Genomic DNA, 22,347 nt, shown 5'->3' on the forward strand with positions numbered 1-22,347 from the left:
CGAATAAATAATATAAAAAGAATGATTGATATGAATTTCAAGGTTCTCGCTTTTTCGTCATTGCTGATCACTAGTTTGGCATGTTCGCAAAAAACTGATCAACTAAAAACTCAAAACAATGTTAAAGATAAATCGCTGATTGTAAAAGTTGACAGCACTGCTATTTTAGAAGCAAAGAAAAAAGCTGCTGCAGCCGAGATCGCAAAGCTCCCGAAACCTTACAACGACAAGGAAAATGCTGAAGCTAAAATCGCAGAATTGGTTAAACAGGCAAAGAAAGAAAATAAGAACGTCATGATTCAAGCCGGTGGAAACTGGTGTATTTGGTGTTTGCGATTCAATAATTACGTCCAAACTACGCCGGAATTAAAGGAAGTAGTTGATCAAAATTACGTGTACTATCATTTGAATTATTCGCCGGAAAATAAAAATGTGAAAGTTTTCGCAAAATATGATAATCCCGGAGCAAAATTTGGCTATCCTGTTTTCCTGGTTTTAGATCAAAATGGAAAACTCATTCATACGCAGGACAGCTCGGTTTTAGAAGATGGAAAAGGATACAGTTTAGAAAAGACCAAAGCATTCTTTAAGGAATGGTCTCCGAAATCATAATTATAAAAAAGTCTCGTCAAATAAATGACGAGACTTTTTTTTATAATAGTTTTTTGATCCAGTTTAATTTTTTGTCTGTGTAAGGTGGATATTTAAAATCCGGTTCTGCCCAGGTTGCACGATCCAAAATTGATTTCTGATGAGAAAATGCGTCGAAGCCAAATTTTCCGTGATAATTTCCAATTCCGGAATTTCCAACGCCGCCAAATGGCAGATAATCATTGCTTAAATGCATCACGACATCGTTAATACAACCACCACCAAAAGAAATTTTAGAAATAAAATTTTCTTTTTCTTCAGAACTGGCAGTAAATAAATAGGCAGAAAGGGGTTTTTCCTGTGCAGCGATCTGAATTAAAGCTTCATTGAAATTTTTAAAAGTCAAAACCGGTAAAATGGGTCCAAAGATTTCTTCCTGCATCACTGCATCATTCCAGGTAACATTTTGAAGGATCGTCGGTTCGATAAATCTTTTTGCGGCATCCGTTTTTCCACCAAAGAACACTTTATCCTGATCGATTAATTTGGTAAGTCTTTCAAAATTCCGATCGTTAATAATTTGCGTATACTCCTTAGAATCTGCTTGATAATTGAATTTCTGAATGTAAGATTTTAAGGAATCCAAAAAACTGTCCTTTACTTTTTCATCAACCAAAATATAATCCGGTGCGACACAGGTTTGACCCGCATTCAGAAATTTCCCCCATACAATTCTCTTTGCAGCAACCTCAAAGTTAGCAGAAGAAGTTACAATTGCCGGACTTTTTCCGCCCAGTTCTAAGACGACGGGTGTTAAATGTTTTGCTGCAGCTTCATAAATGATCTTTCCGACTTTGGGACTTCCTGTAAAAAATATTTTGTCGAATTTTAATTTTAGAATTTCAGTGGTTTCTTCTACGCCGCCTTCTGCAACGAACAAATATTCTTTCGGAAAATTTTCATTGATGATTTTTGCCATTGCCTTCATGCAATTTTCTGCAATCTCACTTGGCTTCACGATACACGTATTACCAGCTGCGAGAGCTGCAACCATTGGTGAAAGTGAGAGTTGTAAAGGATAATTCCACGCCCCGATCACCAAAGTACAACCAAGTGGTTCTGAATAAATCTTACTGGAGCCAAATTGATTGGCTAAATTAGTTCGGACACTTTTAGGTTTCGCTAAAGATTTTAAATTATTCAAAAAATAGTCGATATCCTTGATAACAAAGGAAATTTCTGTCGTGTACGTGTCAAATTTAGATTTTCCGAAATCTTTATAGATCGAATCACACAATAATTCCTCATTTTTTAGAAGCACTTCTTTCAGTTTTTCTAAGTACATTTTTCTGAATTTCAGACTTTTAGTTTTCTGAGTGTTAAAGAAATCCCGCTGATTTGCTAAAATATTTTGAAAATCCATTATTTTTTATTTATAATTTGAAGTAAATTTAGTCTAATATTATTTTAAATTTCTGAGAATCAATTTGTTTTTAATATAAAATCTGCGGCCTTTTCACCGATCATGATACATGCAGCATTCGTATTTCCCGAAATAATATCTGGCATAATTGAAGCATCTGCAATTCTCAAATTTTCAATGCCGTGAACCTTTAATTGGTCATTTACGACAGAATTTTCACCGTTTCCCATTCTGCAGGTTCCAACAGGATGGTAAAGTGTTTCTAATGTTTTTTTAAGGTGCTCGATCAAGACTTCATCAGATGAATTTCTTGCGGGCCAATTCATTTTGCTTAGTCTTACATTATCAAAACTCGGCGAATCCAAAACTGCCATTGCTTTTTTTAAGCCGATCAACAATCGTTTAACGTCGTTTTCTTCAGATAAGAAATTAGGTTGAATAATCGGTGGAACTCTGCTGTCACTGGATTGTAACCCTACAAAACCTGAACTCTCTGGATGCAATAAAATTGCCAAAATAGTATAACCATTCGTTAGCGGAAGTGAAAAAGGATTGTAGAGATCCGCTTTGTAATCATTTCCCATATGTAAAGGCGAAAAATGAAATTGCAGATCTGGAATTTCTTTGTCTTCTGAAGACTTAAAAAAGGACGTCGTTTCAATGATAGAGTGGTTCAGCAAAGATTCCTTTTTTCGAAAATACTGAAATAAGTTATTGACGAAACCCGTTTTTTTAATGATAGTATTTAACCCATTTACATTACTGAAATCACTGGTTCCAGTCCAGACGTGGTCTTTCAAATTTTCGCCAACAGCGGGTAAATCTTTAATTAAATCGATATTAAATTTTTTCAGTTCCTCTTTTGGACCAATTCCAGAAACTTTTAAAAGCTGTGGCGATTGAATAGCACCCGCACAAAGAATGACTTCTTTATTGCAAAATATTTTTTCAGAGGTGTTTTTGCCGGTGTAAATTTCTACTCCAATCGCTTTTCCATTTTCAATTAAAATTCTTTTTACGAAAGTTTTTGTTTTGATGGTTAAATTTGTCCGATCAGATATGGGTTTTAAAAATGCTTCATACGTGCTTTGACGAATATTTTTGTCAATGGTGAATTGTAAAAATGAAGAGCCTTCCTGTTTTTCACCGTTATAATCTTCATTAAATTTTAAGCCGTTTTCTTTACAGGCTTCAATAAATTGGTAAGTCGATTTGTTGTATTCTTTTCTCAAAGAAACATTCAGTTCTCCATCCTTGCCATGAAATTCATTATTAAAGGAGTGATTATTTTCAGATTTTTTGAAGTAAGGTAGAACCGATTCGTAATTCCAGCCTCTATTTCCTTGTGCTTGCCAATCATCATAATCTTTCGAGTTTCCGCGGACGTAAGCCATTGCATTAGTGGCAGTCGAACCGCCTAAAGATTTTCCTCGTGGAATATAAATTTTTCGATCATTGACAAATTTTTGGGGTTCGGTTGAAAAAGCCCAGTCCATTTTACTGCGGTTTAATAAACTGTACCAACCCGGAATTTTAGATAAAAAACTCGGTTTTCCACCGGCTTCTATCAACAACACAGAATTTTTTGGATTCTCACTCAACCGATTCGCCAAGACACATCCGGAGGAACCTGCGCCAATAATTATAAAATCTATATTCATTTCTTTAGAGTCTAATTTTTAAATTTAATCATTTAATTGACCATTTTTCAAAAAATCAACAATTTTTAATGATGCTTTAAATAAGATATTAACAAATAAATTTTATTTAAGATTGATTAACTTTTATTTCTCCTCTTAAAATATTACTTTTGTGTCCTTAAAGATTTAAAATGAATTCCTACAAAAATCCTCTTGAAGAACGCTATTCGAGTGAAGAAATGCTCTATAATTTCTCCCCCAATAATAAGTTCCGAAACTGGCGAAAACTATGGATATCACTCGCTGAAATCGAGAAAGATTTAGGACTTGACATTTCCGAGGAGCAAATCGCTCAACTTAAAGAAAATGCTGAAGACATTGATTATGTCAAAGCTGCGGAATATGAAAAGAGATTTCGTCATGACGTAATGGCGCATGTTCACACCTATGGCGACGCTGCTCCTTTAGCAAAAGGAATTATACATCTCGGTGCAACTTCGGCTTTTGTTGGAGATAATACAGATCTCATTCAAATGCGCGATGGTCTTTTGTTGATCAGAAAACAATTGGTCAACGTGATGAAAAATCTGGCTGATTTCGCTCTTCAATATAAAGATTTACCAACCTTAGGATTTACCCATTATCAACCGGCACAGTTAACAACTGTTGGAAAACGTGCCACTTTATGGTTACAATCCTTAGTCTTAGATTTTGAAGAATTAGAGTTTTTCATCGAAACTTTAAGATTTAGAGGCGTAAAAGGAACAACCGGAACAGCTGCAAGTTTTTTAGAATTGTTTGATGGCGATTATACCAAAGTAAAACATTTAGATAAAGAACTTTCTAAACGTTTTGGTTTTGATAAAGTGTTTGGAGTTTCAGGACAAACTTACGATAGAAAAATTGATGCAAAAGTAGTGGCATTGCTTTCTAATATTGCGCAATCTGCACATAAATTCACCAATGATTTAAGGCTTTTACAGAATTTAAAAGAAATTGAAGAACCTTTCGAGAAAAATCAAATTGGATCTTCTGCGATGGCTTACAAACGAAATCCAATGCGTTCGGAAAGAATAGGCGCTTTGGCAAAATTCGTGATGTCACTATCAACAAGTTCAGCAATGGTCGCGTCTACACAATGGTTTGAAAGAACTTTGGATGATTCTGCCAATAAGAGATTAACTATTCCCCAAGCGTTTCTTTCAATTGATGCTATTCTGATGATTTGGAATAATATCATGAACGGAATCGTGGTTTATGAAAATAGAATTCAGAAACATATTATGGAAGAACTTCCGTTTATGGCGACCGAATATATCATTATGGAAGAAGTGAAAGCCGGCGGTGACCGTCAGGAAATTCATGAAACCATCCGCGTGCATTCCATGGAAGCCTCAAAAAAGGTGAAAGAAGAAGGAAAAGAAAACGACTTGCTCGAAAGAATTTTAAATGATCATTCCTTAAAACTGGATAAATCGAAATTGATGGAAGTGCTAGACCCGAAAAACTTCATCGGATTTGCGCCGATTCAGACGCAGGAGTTTATTGAAAATGAGGTAAATCCAATTTTGCAAAAGTATGCCGACCTAATCGGGTTGAAAGCCGACCTTAAAGTATAAATAAATAATGCAGTCTTTTTGGCTGCATTTTTTTTATAGTTTTTGTCAAGTAAATGAATCTTATAAAGTCCTGAAAGGACGCTTTAATAAAGAATAGGCTGAAAACCTATTATAAAAATTAAAAATGAAAAAAAGAATCTTCGTAGAAAAAAAAGGAATTTTCGATGTTGAAAGTCCTCAGGTTTTTAATGAAATAAAAAATATTGTTCCGACTATTAAAGATGTTAAAGTCTATAATGTTTATGATGTTTTTGGTGTTAATGACAATGAGTTTTCAAAAGTCATCAACAGTACTTTTGTAGATCCGGTGACCGATATTTTACATGAAGAAAATCCGGCGAGAAGCATTCATTTCGCAACCGAATTTTTACCCGGACAATATGATCAGCGTGCAGATTCAGCACAACAATGTATTGCCTTATTGACTGAAAATGAAAACGGTAAAGTAAGAAGTGGAAAACTCATCGAATTATTCGGAGTTTCTGAATCTGAAGTTGAAACCATTAAAAATCATTTGATTAATAAGGTTGAATCTCAAGTTAAAGATTTATCAAAATTAGAAATTCCGGCGGAAGAAACTCCTGATCCGGTTATTGTTCATGAAGGTTTCAATGATTTTTCTGCAGAGGAATTAAAAGCGTTTTATGACCATCACGGTTTTGCCTTAGATATTGATGATTTAGAATTTATTCAAAATTACTTTAAAACCGAAAATAGAAATCCAACCGAAACAGAATTGAAAGTTCTCGACACGTATTGGAGCGACCATTGCCGACATACGACTTTCGAAACTGAACTGACTGATATTCAGTTTAATGATTCTTTTAAATCTACTTTAGAAACGATTTTTAATGATTATTTAGAGAAGAGAAAGTTCTTGGGCCGTGAAGCAAAACCGGTTTCGTTAATGGATTTAGCGACTGTTTGTGCAAGATATTTTCATAAAACAGGTAAATTGGAAAACCTTGTCGTTTCAGATGAAATAAATGCCTGTACGATTGAAATTGAAGCTGAATTCGATGGAAAGAAAGAACCATGGTATTTGTTGTTTAAAAATGAAACTCATAATCATCCAACTGAAATTGAACCTTTTGGTGGTGCGTCAACTTGTTTAGGAGGTGCAATCCGTGATCCGTTGTCTGGTCGTGCTTTCGTGTATCAAGCGATGCGTTTGTCCGGAGCAGCCAATGTTTTAGAACCGATTTCTGAAACTTTAGCCGGAAAACTTCCGCAACGAACGATTACGAAACAAGCCGCAAACGGTTATTCTTCTTATGGAAATCAAATCGGTTTAGCCACGACTTCTGTGAATGAAATTTACCACGATGGTTATAAAGCAAAACGAATGGAAGTCGGTTTTGTGGTTGGAGCCGTTAAAAAAGATTGGGTTAAAAGAGAGCAACCACAAAATGGCGACCTCGTTATTTTATTAGGTGGCGCAACCGGAAGAGACGGAGTAGGTGGTGCAAGTGGAAGTTCTAAAGTTCAGGATGAAACCTCGATTCATACTTTGTCAACTGAAGTTCAGAAAGGAAATGCAGTTGAAGAACGTAAAATCCAAAGACTCTTCAGAAAGCGTGAAGTCACAACTTTAATTAAAAAATCAAACGATTTTGGTGCAGGCGGAGTTTCAGTTGCAATTGGCGAAATTGCTGATTCACTTGAAATTAACCTTGACATCTTGCCTTTAAAATATGAAGGTTTAAATGGAACTGAATTGGCGATTTCTGAATCCCAGGAAAGAATGGCAGTCGTTATTGAAGCGAAAGACAAAGAAAAATTCATCAGGTTCTGTGAAAAAGAAAATATAAAAGCCGTAGAAGTTGCTAAAGTAACCGATTCTGGTAGAATGCAAATGTTCTGGCAGGGAAATAAAATCGTTGATTTAAGCCGAGCCTTTTTAGATACCAATGGTTGTGCAAAAACGCAGCATGCTGAAGTTTCACACTTGCAACCAATTGAAAATGAGATTATAAAGTTCAATGAAGATAATTTCTTCAACATACTTTCCAGTAAAAATGTCGCCTCCCAAAAAGGTTTGGCAGAAATGTTCGATGCTTCTGTAGGCGGAACTTCTGTCGCAATGCCATTTGGCGGAAAACATCAGTTGACCGAAATGGAAGGAAGTGTACAAACGCTGCCTATTTTAAATGCTAAAAATATCGAAACAGTGTCTTTGGCCTCTTGGGGATTTGATGCTGATATATCGTCTCAAAACTCGTTGGTTGGCGCTGCCAATGCGGTTGTTGAAAGTGTGGCTAAGATTGTTGCGATGGGTGGAGATTATAAAAACATCCGTTTGAGTTTCCAGGAGTATTTTGAGAAGTTAGGAAATCAGCCGGAGAAGTGGGGAAAACCCTTAGCTTCTCTACTTGGTGCTTATGATGCGCAAATGAATTTTGAATTGGCTGCGATTGGAGGTAAAGATTCAATGAGTGGAAGTTTCCAGGACATTCACGTTCCACCGACCGTGATTTCGTTTGCTTGTGCGAACGGAGAAAAGAAAAATATCATTTCACCTGAGTTCAAAAAGGCCGGAAATAAATTATACTTATTCAACCATATTTCGCAAGAAAATGGATTGCCGAATTACGGAGATTTGAAACAGATCTTTGATTTTATATTTGAGAATATTAAGTCGAAAAAGATTGTTTCGGTTAAGACGATTAAAGAGGGTGGAGTTTCAGTTGCCTTAGCGAAAATGAGTTTTGGTAATCACCTTGGAGCAGAGATTAAAGTAGATGAAGATTTACTTTTAACAAAGAATATTGGAAGTTTAATAATCGAAAGTTCAGAGGTTTTAGAAAATAATTTACTTCAAGTTATTGGTGAAGTTAAAAATTCAAATATATTGAAAATCAGTGGTTTTGAATTTAATATCGAAAAACTACTTGAAGTGTGGAGAGGAACTTTTGAAGAACTTTTTCCAACTAAAGAAAAATTAAAAATGGTTGTTGAAATTGATTCAAAATTGAATTCAATTCGTCCGCGAACGATTCATATCTTAAAACACAATTTAGCGAAACCGAAAGTTTTTGCTCCGATTTTCCCAGGAACAAATTGTGAATATGAAACTCAAAACGCCTTTCGAAAAGAAGGTGCTGAAGTTTCAGGATTGCCCTTAATAAATCTCAATCATCAACTTTTAAATGAAAGTTTAGATGCCTGGATTTCGGAAATTAATCAGTCTCAAATTTTAGTTTTATCGGGTGGTTTTTCTGCCGGAGATGAACCCGACGGTTCGGCAAAATTCATCGTTAATGTTTTGAAAAATGAGAAGATGAAAAATGCAGTTCATCAATTATTGGAACGCGACGGTATGATTCTCGGAATCTGTAACGGTTTTCAGGCCTTGGTAAAATCTGGTTTGTTGCCTTATGGTGAGATTCGGGATTTAGATGCAGATTCGCCGACTTTAGCACATAACGCAATCGGACGTCATATTTCTCAAATGGTTGATGTGAGAGTCATCAATGACGATTCTCCTTGGTTAAAAGGAATGAAAGACCAAGTGTTCACGATTCCGATTTCGCACGGTGAAGGACGATTTATGGCTTCGGAGAAGGTGATTCAGGAATTGTACGAAAACGGACAGATTGCAACGCAATATATTGATCACGACGGAAAGATTGCACACGGAATGCCGTTCAATCCAAATAACTCACTGTTCGGAATTGAAGGTCTTACTTCTAAATCTGGAAAAATATTTGGTAGAATGGGTCATCCGGAAAGATATGCAGAAGGTTTAATGAAAAATATTCCAACTGCGAATTATCATAATATCTTTAAAAACGGAGTCGAATATTTTAAATAATATTCACTCTAAATATAAATTATAATATAAGTTAATTTGCTTATAATCGGGCATTATTAGTAGATTTGATTATATTTTATACTTATTGAAAGCGGAAATTTATTAGGTGTTTACCTTATATTTTGAATTTATAAGGATTATTGCTTATATTTGTAACATGATCGCGATTATTACCGGAGATATTATCAATTCTCAAAATTCCCAAAGCGAATTATGGCTCCCCAAGCTAAAGGATTTATTGGGGTCATGGTCTGCTACACCACAAAATTGGGAAGTATATCGCGGTGACGAATTTCAGTTAAAATGCAGTGTTGATGAAGTATTTCACAAAGCATTGTTATTAAAATCGCTCATTCGAAGTTTTGAGAATTTAGATGTTCGTCTTGCCATCGGAATCGGAAATGAAGTTTTTCAATCGGAGAAAATTACTGAATCCAATGGGTCCGCTTATGTAAATTCCGGGCGGTTGTTGACTGAAATTAAATCTCAGGGAAGAACATTAGCGATACAAACAGAAAATGAAAAGGTGAAGCGCGATTTGAACATTCTTTTCAGATGGGCTTCAATCGATTTTGATAACTGGACCGCCGCAACTGCGGAGATTATTCACCAGTTATTGCGAAATCCAGCTTTAACCCAGGAAGAACTCGCAAAAGAACTCAATATCACACAATCTTCAGTTAGTCAAAGAATTAAAAGAGCTAATTTTGAATTGTTGCAGGAAACCGACCAATTTTTTAGAAAGAAAATAGCAGAATTATAAATGATTTTCATCCCTCTCATATTGGCACATTTATTAGGAGATTTTATTCTTCAGCCTAATTCTTGGGTCGCTGATAAGGAGCAAAAAAAAGGCGGAAGTATCTATTTATACATCCATATTCTACTGCATACCGCACTTGCCTTCTTATTTTTATGGAATTTTAACTTATGGTGGATCGCTTTAATTATCGGGGTAACTCACTTTTTAATCGATTGGGCAAAATTGAAATTTCAAACGCCGAAAACGAAAAGAACCTGGTTTTTTATTGATCAGATCGCACATATAGTAGTAATTGGAGCCGTTTCGATTTTCTATTTTCCCTATTTTAAATGGCAAGATTTCTTTAATCCGGAAAATTTAAAATTGTTCACCGCGTTCGTCTTTTTATCAGTTCCGTCTTCGATATTGATCAAGACCATTATCTCAATTTGGACGCCCATCACCATAGAACACAGTAAATTACAAACCGAATCTCTCGTAAATGCGGGTAAATATATCGGTATCTTAGAACGACTTTTGGTTTTTGTATTTATTTTGGTGAATCATTGGGAAGGAGTTGGATTTATGATCGCCGCAAAATCGGTTTTCCGATTCAGTGATCTTGCCGAAGCGAAACAGAGAAAACTCACAGAGTACGTCCTGATAGGAACTTTGCTAAGTTTTGGTATTGCAGTTCTTACAGGGATTTTAGTAAAAATTTAATAGAAATAAAATTTAATAAAAAGTAAAAATGACAAAAGGAGCAATGCTTTATGAAGGAAAGGCAAAGCAAGTTTTCGAAACTGATAATCCCAATGAAGTGATTGTCCGTTTCAAAGATGATGCAACCGCTTTCAACGCACAAAAAAGAGGAAGTGTAGATCTCAAAGGAGAAATGAACAACGCGATTACCACACTGATTTTCGAATATTTGAACACGAAAGGAATCGCAACCCATTTCATCAAAAAATTAGATGAAAGAGAACAACTCGTTAAAAAAGTAAATATCATTCCTCTGGAAATGGTGGTTCGCAATTATTCGGCTGGAAGTATGGCGCAAAGATTAGGTGTGGAGGAAGGAATAAAATCTCCCGTAACCATTTTCGATCTTTGTTATAAAAGAGATGATCTTGGAGATCCTCTTATTAATGATCATCACGCCGTTTTCCTGGGTGCCGCAACTTATGACGAACTCGATGAAATGTACGAATTATCATCAGACATAAATGATATTTTAATTGACCTTTTTGATCAGATGAATATCATCCTCATCGATTTCAAAATAGAATTGGGTAAAGATTCAAACGGCAAAATTATTTTAGCTGATGAAATCTCCCCAGATACTTGCCGACTTTGGGATAAAGATACCATGAAGAAACTCGACAAAGACCGATTTAGACGCGATTTGGGCGAAGTCACCGAAGCTTATGTTGAGATCTACGAAAGATTAAAAAAAGTATTACACAAATAAATTTTTGTTAGGAAAAGTAAAAAATGAAAGATTTACGCCAACACAGAGAAGATTATTTAAACCAGTTCAAAGAACGACCGTACGGCAGAAATCTGCTTAAAACAGAAGATCCTTTTGATGCTCCTTCTGAGGAATGCGGGATTTTTGGTCTGTATTCTGATAATGATCTAGATACATTTTCCCTTTCGCAATTTGGTCTTTTTGCCCTTCAACACAGGGGTCAGGAAGCATGCGGAATTTCTGTTATGAAAAACGGAAAAATTTTTAATATTAAAGATGAAGGTTTGGTTCTCGATGTTTTTAAAGAAATTCGAAATCCAGAAACCTTCATGGGGAATTCTGCCATCGGTCATACAAGATATACGACTGCAGGCGATAAGAAAAAATATAATTTTCAGCCCTTCTTTGCTAAAAATGAATATGATCAGATCATCCTTTCCATCGCGCATAACGGGAATTTAACCAACGCAGACGAACTTAAAAAAGAACTGGAAGCAGAAGGTGTTGTCTTTAAAGCAACTTCAGATTCAGAAGTCATTTTGCGTTTGATCCAGAAAAATCTTGATCTGGGTTTAAGAGGCGCCATCAAAGCGACTATGGAAAAAATAAAAGGTGCTTATTCCGTAGTGGGAATGACGCGCAATAAATTTTTTGCCTTTCGCGATTTTCACGGGATCCGTCCTTTGGTTTTAGGAGCAATTGATGAGAAAACATTCGTTGCTGCCTCCGAATCTGTTGCTTTAGACGCAGTTGGAGCGCAATATGTTCGCGATATTTTACCTGGAGAAATTGTTTACACGAGTGAAAATGAAACAGGTTTAAAAAGTTTTCTTGTGAGAGAAGACTGTGAAAAAAGGATTTGTGCCTTCGAATATATCTATTTTGCTCGTCCGGATTCTATCTTAGAAAATATTAATGTTCACGAAATTCGGGAGAAATCCGGGATGAAAATTTGGGAACAGGCTCCAGTGGAAGCAGATATCGTCATCGGAGTTCCAGATTCCGGCGTTCCTGCTGCAATTGGTTTTTCGATTGCTTCTGGTATCCCTTTTCGTCCGGTTTTAATCAAGAACAGATATATCGGCAGAAGTTTCATTGTTCCTTCTCAGGAAATGCGCGAAAGAATTGTCAATTTGAAACTGAATCCTATTGTTTCCGAGATCAAAGGCAAAAGAGTCGTCATCATCGATGATTCAATTGTTCGTGGTACAACTTCAAAACGTTTGGTAAAAATTTTAAAAGATGCTGGAGTGAAAGAAATTCACTTTAGAAGTGTTTCGCCGCCCATTATTGCGCCATGTTATTTGGGAATTGATACGCCATCAAAAGATGCTCTGATTTCTGCCAATATGAATGTTGAAGAGCTTCGACAGTATTTGGGAGTTGACTCTTTGGAATTCTTAAGTATGGATAATCTTAAAATTATTTTGGGAAGCTCCAATCATTGTTTTGGCTGCTTTACCGAAGAATATCCAGTTCCGGCAGGACCAAGTCCTGATTATACAGATGAATAAAAACTAAAAAGGTTGGGAATAAATTCCCAACCTTTCTTAATAATATATATGAAGTGTTTTTGCTTAGAATTTGTAAGCTAATCCTACTTGGAAAGTATTGTTTCTAACAGCATCAGATCCACTTGGTCTGTTTTTCGCAACATCAGTTAAACCTGCAACATATCTTGCTGTTAAGCCTACTTTTGGTGTGAAATAATAACCTGCACCAATACCTAAACCTAAATTAAATCCGTTGATATTGTCTTTGTAGTTATCTGATTCTGCAACGGTTTCCCCTGTAGTTTCATTTTTCACTTTGTCTTTAGCACTTACAGATAAACCGAATTCCGGACCTGCCTCTAAATAAAATGCTGGAGTAGCATTATATTGAAACATTACTGGCAATGCGATATAATCGAAATGCGTTGAAGACGAAAATTCTTGGTTTACGATTCCACCACTAGTTATAACTGGAGCAGTGAAATTTCCTTTCGCACCATATTGAGTATAAAGTAACTCAGGCTGGATGCTAAAGTTAGATCCCAATGGAGCGTTCATAAAAACACCTGCGTTGAAACCAATTTTAGATTTTTGATCGCTTAATGAAGCGTCTTTAGACAAAGAGGATACATTCATTCCTGCTTTGATACCGAATTGTTGTGCAAATGTCAATGAACTCATTGCTACTGCTGCACCTAAAAATAACTTTTTCATAATCTTAAATTTTTCTTGTTAATTTTACGTTTCTAATAATTTGATTTTTTCTTAACTACTAATTGAAATTATTTAATTTCTAAATTGTAAAAATCCTCGTTACTATTGCGTTTGATTTTTGTTTTACGAGTGGAGTACTTTCAAATGCTGTGCCAAAACTATACATAATATAAAAAAATTAAACAATGGTTTAAATAATAATTATTTTAATTACTTTAAAATCAGATAGTTAAAACAAAATAAAAATTCCCACACAATATTTGTAGGGGAATCAAGTTTAGCAGTATAATTACTTTTTAAGATATATTTTGATAATAAAGCAATGAATTTATTATGTTTTCAGCAGGAACGGAACAATTAAAAATAGAATTTCCTATTCCGGTTAATAAAGAAAAATTAATATTCCCGTGAGAGTTCTTTTTATCGTTTTTCATTAGGTTTAAAATTTCTTCTTCTGAAAAGGCACTTATATCAATGTGAGGAAAAAATTTTCTCAGGTTAGAAATTATAGTATTTGATGTTTCTTCTGAAATTAAATCCTGCAACAGCGAAATCCTCGTTTCACAGATCATTCCTAAAGCTACCGCTTCACCATGCATGATCGGTTTACCTTTCAATAAGAATAAACTTTCTAAGGCGTGCCCAATCGTGTGACCGAAATTTAAAGTTTTACGGATATTCTCTTCTTTAAAATCTTCATCGACCACATTTTGTTTAATGTTCATCGAAGTTTCAATGTAAGGAAAGATGTTTTCTGGCGTTAAATCTTTAATGGAAATTAAATCATTCCAATGCTTTTCATCTGCAATTAAACCATGTTTCAGCATTTCAGCAAAACCACTCCGAAGTTCCTCAAATGGGAGCGTATTCAAAAATTCCGGGAAAACAAAAATTGCCTCCGGATGTGCAAATGTTCCAATAATATTTTTTAAAAATTGATGATCAATTCCTGTCTTCCCGCCAATAGAAGCATCGCACATTCCCAGAAGAGTAGTAGGAATATTGATAAAAGGAATTCCTCTTTTGTACGTTGAAGCGATAAATCCACCCATATCAGTGATAACGCCGCCGCCTAAATTAATGATTAAAGCTTTCCGGTCCGTCTCAAATTCAGTCAAAATTTCCCAAAGTTGAGTCGCCGTTTCCAAGGTTTTCAGTTCTTCGCCGGCTTCAATTTCGATAATTTCAAATGGAATTTCGGTTTCTAAATTTCCCAGAAGTGTTGGAAGGCAATATTCATACGTATTTTCATCAACCAGAATTAAAAGTTGAGTCGGTTTTTGCTGCGTAAGAAAATCGTTGAGTTGGGAGAAATCCTGATCTAAAATTGATATCATTAAACTGAAATTTATCACAAAATTAAACTTTAATTTAGTTTTATCAATTCATAGACTTACATTAAATTTGTTGCACTTTAATAATTATCATGAGTATTTTCAATAACACGCAAATTGCCTTTGCAGACAAAACTGATTCTCAACTCAAAAAAGCATTTTGGATGTTCAAAGCCATTGAGCAACCGCTTATTACGAATGTTGGAATTTCTGCACTCAATTTTACAGTGAAAAATAATTTCCCTTTCGTTACCGATATTGTGAAGAAAACTTTGTTCGAGCAGTTTTGCGGGGGCGAAACCCATGAAGAAAGCATGAAAGTGGTGAAACAAATGTTTAAGCATCATGTCGGAAGTATTTTCGATTACGCCATAGAAGGAAAAGCAGAAGAAAAGGTTTTCGATGATACTTGTACAGAAATTAAGCAAAACATCAAATTTGCAGAAGGAAATCCGGCGATTCCTTTCGTAGTGTTTAAACCAACAGGTTTCGGAAGAATTGAAATTTACGAAGAAATTGGTAAAAATGTAGAATTAACCACTTCTCAAAAAGAAGAATGGGCGAGAGTTGTACGAAGATTCGAACAAGTTTGTCAAATGGCTTTCGATAGAAATGTCGTATTGATGATCGATGCCGAAGAAACCTGGATGCAGGATTCCACCGATAATTTGGTAAACGAAATGATGGAGAAATTCAACAAGCAGAAAGCCATCGTTTGGAATACCGTTCAAATGTACAGAACAGGAAGATTAGAATATCTGGCGAAAGATCTGGAAAGAGCCAAAGAGAAAAATTATTTCCTTGGTTACAAATTCGTTCGTGGCGCCTATATGGAAAAGGAAAGAGCGCGTGCTGCTGCGATGAAATATCCTGATCCGATTCAGCCAACCAAGCAAGCTTCCGACGATAATTATAATTCGGCCATTGATTTTGTGTTAAAGAATTTAGATAGAGTTTCCGGCTTTTTCGGAACACACAACGAAAAATCTACCGAATTGGTGATGGATAAAATGAAAGCGATGGGATTGCCACACGATCATCCGCAAGTTCATTTCGGTCAATTGTACGGAATGAGCGATAATATTACCTACTATTTAGGAGCAGAAAAATACAACGTTTGCAAATACCTTCCGTACGGTCCGGTAAAAGATGTCGTTCCTTATTTGACAAGAAGAGCGCAGGAAAATACTTCTGTTGCAGGACAAACAGGACGAGAATTAGGTTTAATTCAAAAAGAATTAGACAGAAGAAAAGGCAAATAATTTTAAATTAAATTCTACATTTTGAATTTTTTAAATTGTAGATATCAATAGGAACGGGCTTTAGCCCGTTTTTTAATGGAAAAAATGCCATTGGCTTTAGCCGAAATTTATTTCTAAATTTGTAAATCAAACTTTCGAACATTACCAAATCATCTTATCATCAAATCAACTTTTGCCCAAATCATTCTTCCGCTTAATTTAAAAGGAACTTTTACCTACAAAGTTCCAGCTGAACTTGCAGAAAAAATAGAAATCGGAATGAGGGTTTTGGTGCCTTTTGGTGGAAAAAAGATTTATACCGGAATTGTTTTCGATCTTCATGATCAAGAACCAGACACTTTTGCGCCGAAAGAGATCATCAATCTTTTAGATGATTTTCCTATTTTACCGAAAGAGCAGATCTCTTTCTGGGACTGGCTTTCGAAATATTACCTCTGCAATATTGGCGAGATTTATCGCTTTGCTTTTCCTTCTTCTTTAAAGCTGGAAAGTGAAACTTATTTAAAATTAAAACCTGGCGTAACAATCGATTTCCAAAATTTAGATGTGAATGAAATGTATCTTATTCAAGCTTTGGAAGTTCGGCAACTCATTAATTTAACCGAGATTGAAGCTTTTATTCCTAAAAAGGAAATTGTGAAAACGATAAAATCTTTAATTGATTTACAATATATTGAAGTTGACGAAAAAATTGCTGAAAAGTACAAAGCCAAAGAAATTGCTTTCTTAAAAATTAATGAAGAGGAGGTTTCTAGTAAAAGTCTGGCTCAAATACTTTTGTTATTAAAGAAAGCACCAAAACAACAGGAATTATTTCTTTTATTGTTAGAACAACATACTGAAGATCCTGAAAAAACGATCAAAAAATCAGACATTTTCGAAGACGGAAATTTTGCACATTCCCAGTTGAAATCTTTAATGGAGAAAAATTTGGTACTGGAATATTATCTTCAAAAAGACCGTTTGCAAACCTATGAAGGCGAAATTGAAGATTTAGATTCTTTGACAGATGCACAACTTGAAGCCAAAACAGAAATTGATAAAGCTTTCGAAGAAGGAAAAAATGTTCTGCTTCACGGCGTTACTTCTTCCGGGAAAACGCATCTTTATTTAGATAAAATTGAAGAAACAATTGAAGCCGGGAAAAATGTTCTTTTTTTGCTTCCCGAAATTGCCATAACGAAACAAATTGTACAGCGTTTAGAAAAAAAATATGGCAAACAACTCGGTTTTTATCACCAAAAATTGACCGATTTTGAAAGAGTTGAAGTTTGGCGAAGAGTCAGAAATAACGACTTAAAAATTTTGATCGGAACGCGAAATGCACTGTTTCTTCCTTATCAGAATTTAGGTTTGATAGTCGTCGATGAAGAACACGATTCTGCTTATAAGCCACGGGAGGTTTCGCCTTTTTTCAATGCGAAAGATGCGTCGCAGGTTTTAGCAAAAATGTATGGGGCGAATGTAATTTTAGGTTCTGCAACGCCTTCTGTAGAATCATATTATTTGGCTAAAAAAGAAAAACTGGCTTACGTTTTTTTAGGAGAAAGGTTTGGAAAGGTGAAGTTGCCTGAATTTGAGCTGATCAACTTTAAAGAAGAACAGGATTCAAAAAAAATCATAGGAAATTTCTCTTTAAAATTAATTGAAGAAATAAAAAAAGAAGTTGATCGGAAAAAGCAAACCATGATCCTACACAACCGCCGTGGTTACGCCAATGTCGTAGAATGTGAAAGCTGTGGTTATGTCAATTACTGTTCAAACTGTGATGTTGTGATGACTTATCATAAATTTTCGAATGAAATGAAATGCCATTACTGCGGTCAGAAAGCTTCTAAACCGAACGCCTGTCCGAAATGCAATTCAGAAAATTTGAATGTTAGAGGAGTCGGGGTAGAGCAGATTCACGAGGAAATGGTGAAGATTTTCCCGGAAGCTGAAGTCGATCGAATGGACGTAGATTCAATGCGCAAAAAATTCGCATATGAAAAATTGTACGAGAAATTGGAAGATGGCGAAACCGATATTTTGGTCGGAACGCAAATGATATCAAAAGGTCTGGATTTCGAAAATATAGAGTTGGTCGCCATTCCACGAGCTGATTCGATGTTGTATGTTCAGGATTTTCGTGCGGAGGAGAGAGCTTTTCAGTTGATCACCCAGGTTTCTGGTAGAGCAGGAAGAATTTCGGGCGAAGGAAAAGTTTTAATTCAAACTTACAATCCGGAACATTCTGTTTTCCAGTTGATCAAAGAAAACGACCCTTCAAAAATCTATAAGCATTTTCTGGAAGAGCGAAAGAAATTTTTGTATCCGCCTTTCGTTAAATTAATAATGATTGAACTGAAACACCGAAAAGAAGACAAGGTCAATCGTGCTTCTCAATTTTTGGGTTCGATTCTGCATAAATATTTACCACCAGAATGTATTTTGGGTCCTGAAAAATCACCCATCGGAAAATTGAACTTAATGTACCAGTATCAAATTTTGTTAAAGCTGCCAAGAGGGAAAAATTACAGTGAGTACAAGAATTTAATTTTGAAAAGTTTTGAAGAATTTGAGGAAATCACTGCGTATCAAAGTATTAAAAAGCTGATTTTTGTGGATTTTTAACAGTATTTAACATAATTAAGATGTTTTTATTAGGGTGAGAACACGGTTCTTCAATAATAATTGATATTTTTGACCGTTGAAAGTATGTTGCTGTATTCATAAATGGTTAACATCATCAATCAGCGATAATCAAATAAATTTATATTAAATGATTAGACTTAAAAATATTTTTGTTTCTTCCGCACTTGCTGTTTCAGCTTTTGCATTCTCTCAAGGAACTTTTACGAATTCTACTTATCCTCAATCTTACGATAATCAATCTTCAAATTCACCTAAAGACTTCACTTCTACAGAAAAATTAATGACCGCCAAAGAATTGGTTGACATTAATATTAATTCTCTGATGAGTGATCCTGTTCTTCGAAATGCGAGTTGGGGTTTTGTAATTTATGATCCAAAGACCAAAAAGGTGGTGAGTTCTTACAATGAAAATACACCTTTAGTTCCGGCTTCAACTACAAAATTGTTGACTACCGAAACTGCGATGAGTTTGATGGGTGAAAAATTTCGCTGGATCACGCAACTCGAATATTCGGGAACGATCGATGCAGACGGAAATCTGCAGGGGAATTTGTATGTTGTTGGCAGCGGTGATCCTTCTTTAGGAACTAATAAAGCCGGCGCTTCTTCTTACAGAGATATTGTTTCTGATTTTGTTTTGGCAATGGCTGCAAAAGGAATAAAAAAAGTAAGCGGTGATATTATCATTCAAACTGCAGTTTTCAAAGCCAATAAATCTCAGACTTTACCCGAAAATATTGTTTGGTTAGAAAATGGCAATTATTATTTACCGGTTGGTTCTACTTTAGAAATCAGTCCTTCTAATGAAAAGTTGATCGCAAAACAATCTAATCCATTCGCTGAAAATAAAAATTTCTATTACATTTCTCCCTACATCAAACAGATGGTTTATGCCGACAAGTTTGAAGGAAAGGGTTTAACGACAAAAGTTCCAGACGCTCCTGCTTATCTAGCCAATACTTTAAGAGCAACTCTAATAAAAAGTGGTATTCACGTAACTGGAAAAGTAATTCCAAGAATGACGGATCCAAATCCTGAAAAGAGAGAACTGATCACGGCTTACCAGTCTCCAACATTGAGCGATATTATGACTTATACCAATCAGCATAGTGATAATGGTTTGGCTGAAGCTTTTTTGAGAACAGTTGGTTTTCAGAAAAGTGGCGATCAGACTTTAGAATCGGGTAGAAGTGCAGTGGTTGCTCATTTAAATTCGATTGGTTTTGATACGAGCGGCTTAAATTATATCGATGGAAGTGGATTATCTAGAAGTAATCTGGTAACGCCAATTGCTCAGGTTAAATTTCTTACAGGTTTAATGAATGAAAAATTTTATAAAACGTATTTCGACTCTTTACCAATCGGCGGGCAAACAGGAACGTTGAAAAGAATGTTTAATGGAAATGGGAACGGACAAATTTTTGCAAAAACCGGAACATTAAATAAAGTAAAAACTTTAGCAGGTTACATGAAAACAAACACTGGAAAAACATTGGTATTTTCCTTATTGATCAATAATTATGCAGGTTCTGTCGATCAGGTGAAAAGCAAAATGGAACAGCTTTTACAACCTGCGTTGAGTTTATAACAATATTTTCCTAAAATGATTAACCTTTCAATAATAATTGGAAGGTTTTTTTTATCTTTATCGCAAATTAAATTTTTAAATGAAAAAATTATACGTCCTAGTTCTTGCGATGATTTTCGTTCAAATTTATTCCCAAAAAAATGAGGAAGCTGAACGAAAAAGCATGATAAAGAGTGAGCTCAACAGATATTCAAAAATGATTGGTTACAATGAGAATCCGAATACTTTGAATTATGATTTAAAATATCAGCGTTTGGAATTGAGCTTAGATCCTGCAGCACAATTTGTAAGTGGTACCGTTACGAGTCATTTTCAGGCGAAACAAAATATGTCGAGTATTTATTTTGATCTTTCAAATGTTCTTACCGTTTCCGAAGTTAAATACCATGGAGCAAATCTTACCTTCACTCAATTATCTTCGAAGGAACTTAAAATAGATTTTCCTGTTAATATTCCAGCTGCTACTTTAGATTCTTTGTCCGTGAAATATTCTGGTGCTCCTGATACTGCCGGAAGTGCGGGTGACGCGTTCACCGTTTCTACACAGGGCGGAACTCCGGTTCTATTTACCCTTTCTGAACCTTACGGTGCACAGGAATGGTTTCCTACAAAGCAGAGTATGAATGATAAAATTGAAAAAGTCGATATGAAAATTACGACTCCTTCTCAGTATAATGTTGCCTCGAACGGAAAATTATTTTCGGAAACAATCACCGGAAGCAATAAACTAACATTTTGGCAAACCAATTATCCGATTCCTGCCTATTTAATTGCATTGGGAATTACGAATTATACCAAAATTAATGATACAATGGGAACGCCGCCGTTTCCGTTTGTAAATTATTTATATCCTGCTACAACTGCCAACACGACAATCATGTCGAACATTGCCTATACTAAAAATATTATGGAAATGTTCGAAATCTATTTAGGACCATATCCTTACAGAAATGAAAAGTACGGTCACATGGAATTCGGTTGGGGCGGTGGAATGGAACATGCAACAATGTCTTCTATGGGAGCATGGAGCAGATCAATTATTGCCCACGAATTAGCCCACCAATGGTTTGGTGATAAAGTTACTTGCGGCGCGTGGAATGATGTCTGGTTGAATGAAGGTTTTGCCACTTACGGCGCTACTCTTGCCAATGAAAAATTACTGATGACCAATGCGCAATTTATGACCTATCTTTCGAACGAGATCACCAATATAACAAGTTCTCCTGGCGGAAGTGTGTATGTTGCAGATGCTAATTTGAACAATAATAATGTGCTTTTCAGCAGCAGATTAAGTTATTCTAAAGGTGGTTATGCCTTGAAGATGTTGAAATGGATACTGGGAGATGAAGTTTTCTATTCCGCACTTCGGGATTATCATTCCCGTCCAAATCTTGCGTATAACTATGCAAAAACTGCAGATTTCAAAAATTCTCTTTTACTTTCAACTGGAAAGGATTTTACTAAATTTTTTAATGACTGGATTTACGGACAAGGATATCCTACTTATACGATCAAGTGGAATCAAAATGCAGATCAAATATTAAGATTTAAAGTGAGCCAGACTCAAAGTAATCCATCGGTGAGCTTTTTTGAATTGCCTTTACCAATCAAAGTGAACGGAACAGGAGGACAAGTTGCGTATCTTGTTTTAGATAATACCACCAATAATCAGAGTTTTGCAAAAACGGTTGGATTCCCGGTTGCATCTGTTCAGTTTAATTACGAATATCAAATTGTTCAGAAAAATTCAACCGTTACCAAAGACACGGGAATTTTGGCAGTCGGAGATTCAGAAAAAGAAGCGGTTAAAATTTATCCTAATCCTGTAAAAAATCAAATTACAGTGACTGGAATTTCAAAAGCACAATCTTTTGAAATCTACAGCATGGATGGTAAACTGATAAAAACCGGTAAATATTCTTCTGATCAAACGATCGATGTTAATATCCTGCCGAAAGGAATTTATTTCTTAAAAATTGATGATCAAGATCTGAAGTTTATAAAAGAATAAAACTAAAAGCT

General features: G+C 35.4%; 15 protein-coding genes. 11 read left to right on the plus strand and 4 right to left on the minus strand.

Annotation, left to right across the window (positions count from 1 at the left end; genetic code table 11):
• The first annotated feature begins 21 nt into the window (after nucleotides 1–21).
• The gene (locus IV494_RS01385; protein WP_394368390.1) at nucleotides 22–612 is read left to right on the plus strand and encodes a thioredoxin family protein; all 591 of its coding nucleotides are present in this window, start codon (nucleotides 22–24) and stop codon (nucleotides 610–612) included.
• Between the two features lie 40 nt (nucleotides 613–652).
• On the opposite strand, the gene IV494_RS01390 is transcribed toward IV494_RS01385, so the two are convergent.
• Together IV494_RS01390 and IV494_RS01395 are read right to left on the minus strand one after the other, a co-directional pair.
• Nucleotides 653–2,014 carry an aldehyde dehydrogenase gene (locus IV494_RS01390; RefSeq protein WP_196078385.1) on the minus strand — a complete coding sequence of 454 codons (1,362 nt, stop codon included), beginning with the start codon at nucleotides 2,012–2,014 and terminating at the stop codon, nucleotides 653–655.
• 59 nt (nucleotides 2,015–2,073) lie between these two features.
• A complete protein-coding gene (locus tag IV494_RS01395; RefSeq protein WP_196078386.1) occupies nucleotides 2,074–3,675 on the minus strand; it encodes a GMC family oxidoreductase in 1,602 nt (533 codons plus the stop codon).
• A gap of 170 nt (nucleotides 3,676–3,845) precedes the next feature.
• Between IV494_RS01395 and purB the strand changes: the two genes are divergently transcribed.
• The 6 genes from purB to purF all read left to right on the plus strand — a co-directional run bounded on the left by purB (nucleotide 3,846) and on the right by purF (nucleotide 12,814).
• Nucleotides 3,846–5,273, plus strand: coding sequence for an adenylosuccinate lyase (gene purB, locus IV494_RS01400; protein ID WP_196078387.1), 1,428 nt, complete (start codon nucleotides 3,846–3,848; stop codon nucleotides 5,271–5,273).
• A gap of 124 nt (nucleotides 5,274–5,397) precedes the next feature.
• Nucleotides 5,398–9,087, plus strand: coding sequence for a phosphoribosylformylglycinamidine synthase (locus IV494_RS01405; RefSeq protein ID WP_196078388.1), 3,690 nt, complete (start codon nucleotides 5,398–5,400; stop codon nucleotides 9,085–9,087).
• A gap of 157 nt (nucleotides 9,088–9,244) precedes the next feature.
• The gene (locus IV494_RS01410; protein WP_196078389.1) at nucleotides 9,245–9,850 is read left to right on the plus strand and encodes a SatD family protein; all 606 of its coding nucleotides are present in this window, start codon (nucleotides 9,245–9,247) and stop codon (nucleotides 9,848–9,850) included.
• On the plus strand, nucleotides 9,851–10,552 hold the full coding sequence (locus IV494_RS01415) for a DUF3307 domain-containing protein (protein ID WP_196078390.1): 702 nt from the start codon (nucleotides 9,851–9,853) through the stop codon (nucleotides 10,550–10,552).
• Nucleotides 10,553–10,580: 28 nt separating this feature from the next.
• Nucleotides 10,581–11,300, plus strand: coding sequence for a phosphoribosylaminoimidazolesuccinocarboxamide synthase (purC, locus tag IV494_RS01420; RefSeq protein ID WP_196078391.1), 720 nt, complete (start codon nucleotides 10,581–10,583; stop codon nucleotides 11,298–11,300).
• Between the two features lie 23 nt (nucleotides 11,301–11,323).
• A complete protein-coding gene (gene purF, locus IV494_RS01425) occupies nucleotides 11,324–12,814 on the plus strand; it encodes an amidophosphoribosyltransferase (RefSeq protein WP_196078392.1) in 1,491 nt (496 codons plus the stop codon).
• A gap of 63 nt (nucleotides 12,815–12,877) precedes the next feature.
• Here purF and IV494_RS01430 read toward each other — a convergent pair whose 3' ends face one another.
• Together IV494_RS01430 and aroB are read right to left on the minus strand one after the other, a co-directional pair.
• Entirely contained in the window at nucleotides 12,878–13,507 is a 630-nt protein-coding gene (locus IV494_RS01430; RefSeq protein ID WP_196078393.1) for a porin family protein, read from the minus strand.
• 296 nt (nucleotides 13,508–13,803) lie between these two features.
• Nucleotides 13,804–14,844 carry a 3-dehydroquinate synthase gene (aroB, locus tag IV494_RS01435; protein ID WP_196078394.1) on the minus strand — a complete coding sequence of 347 codons (1,041 nt, stop codon included), beginning with the start codon at nucleotides 14,842–14,844 and terminating at the stop codon, nucleotides 13,804–13,806.
• Between the two features lie 89 nt (nucleotides 14,845–14,933).
• On the opposite strand from aroB, the gene IV494_RS01440 reads away from it, so the two are divergent.
• The 4 genes from IV494_RS01440 to IV494_RS01455 all read left to right on the plus strand — a co-directional run bounded on the left by IV494_RS01440 (nucleotide 14,934) and on the right by IV494_RS01455 (nucleotide 22,336).
• On the plus strand, nucleotides 14,934–16,103 hold the full coding sequence (locus tag IV494_RS01440) for a proline dehydrogenase family protein (protein WP_196078395.1): 1,170 nt from the start codon (nucleotides 14,934–14,936) through the stop codon (nucleotides 16,101–16,103).
• A gap of 159 nt (nucleotides 16,104–16,262) precedes the next feature.
• Nucleotides 16,263–18,716: a replication restart helicase PriA gene (priA, locus tag IV494_RS01445; RefSeq protein WP_196079469.1), complete on the plus strand. Its 2,454-nt coding sequence runs from the start codon at nucleotides 16,263–16,265 to the stop codon at nucleotides 18,714–18,716.
• Nucleotides 18,717–18,864: 148 nt separating this feature from the next.
• Nucleotides 18,865–20,325 (plus strand): D-alanyl-D-alanine carboxypeptidase/D-alanyl-D-alanine endopeptidase, encoded by a 1,461-nt coding sequence (gene dacB, locus IV494_RS01450; RefSeq protein WP_196078396.1) that lies wholly within the window; start codon nucleotides 18,865–18,867, stop codon nucleotides 20,323–20,325.
• Nucleotides 20,326–20,404: 79 nt separating this feature from the next.
• A complete protein-coding gene (locus tag IV494_RS01455; RefSeq protein ID WP_196078397.1) occupies nucleotides 20,405–22,336 on the plus strand; it encodes a M1 family aminopeptidase in 1,932 nt (643 codons plus the stop codon).
• Nucleotides 22,337–22,347: the final 11 nt, after the last annotated feature.

Origin of the sequence: Kaistella gelatinilytica (assembly GCF_015679325.1) — a bacterium.
Classification (GTDB): domain Bacteria; phylum Bacteroidota; class Bacteroidia; order Flavobacteriales; family Weeksellaceae; genus Kaistella; species Kaistella gelatinilytica.

Bases quoted from the DNA above. Each gene is read 5' to 3' on its own strand.
- IV494_RS01415 (WP_196078390.1), top strand. From the start codon at position 9,851: ATGATTTTCATCCCTCTCATATTGGCACATTTATTAGGAGATTTTATT.
- IV494_RS01440 (WP_196078395.1), top strand. From the start codon at position 14,934: ATGAGTATTTTCAATAACACGCAAATTGCCTTTGCAGACAAAACTGAT.
- purB (WP_196078387.1), top strand. From the start codon at position 3,846: ATGAATTCCTACAAAAATCCTCTTGAAGAACGCTATTCGAGTGAAGAA.
- IV494_RS01410 (WP_196078389.1), top strand. From the start codon at position 9,245: ATGATCGCGATTATTACCGGAGATATTATCAATTCTCAAAATTCCCAA.
- purF (WP_196078392.1), top strand. From the start codon at position 11,324: ATGAAAGATTTACGCCAACACAGAGAAGATTATTTAAACCAGTTCAAA.
- aroB (WP_196078394.1), bottom strand. From the start codon at position 14,844: ATGATATCAATTTTAGATCAGGATTTCTCCCAACTCAACGATTTTCTT.
- purC (WP_196078391.1), top strand. From the start codon at position 10,581: ATGACAAAAGGAGCAATGCTTTATGAAGGAAAGGCAAAGCAAGTTTTC.
- IV494_RS01395 (WP_196078386.1), bottom strand. From the start codon at position 3,675: ATGAATATAGATTTTATAATTATTGGCGCAGGTTCCTCCGGATGTGTC.
- IV494_RS01405 (WP_196078388.1), top strand. From the start codon at position 5,398: ATGAAAAAAAGAATCTTCGTAGAAAAAAAAGGAATTTTCGATGTTGAA.
- IV494_RS01455 (WP_196078397.1), top strand. From the start codon at position 20,405: ATGAAAAAATTATACGTCCTAGTTCTTGCGATGATTTTCGTTCAAATT.
- IV494_RS01385 (WP_394368390.1), top strand. From the start codon at position 22: ATGATTGATATGAATTTCAAGGTTCTCGCTTTTTCGTCATTGCTGATC.
- IV494_RS01430 (WP_196078393.1), bottom strand. From the start codon at position 13,507: ATGAAAAAGTTATTTTTAGGTGCAGCAGTAGCAATGAGTTCATTGACA.
- dacB (WP_196078396.1), top strand. From the start codon at position 18,865: ATGATTAGACTTAAAAATATTTTTGTTTCTTCCGCACTTGCTGTTTCA.
- IV494_RS01390 (WP_196078385.1), bottom strand. From the start codon at position 2,014: ATGGATTTTCAAAATATTTTAGCAAATCAGCGGGATTTCTTTAACACT.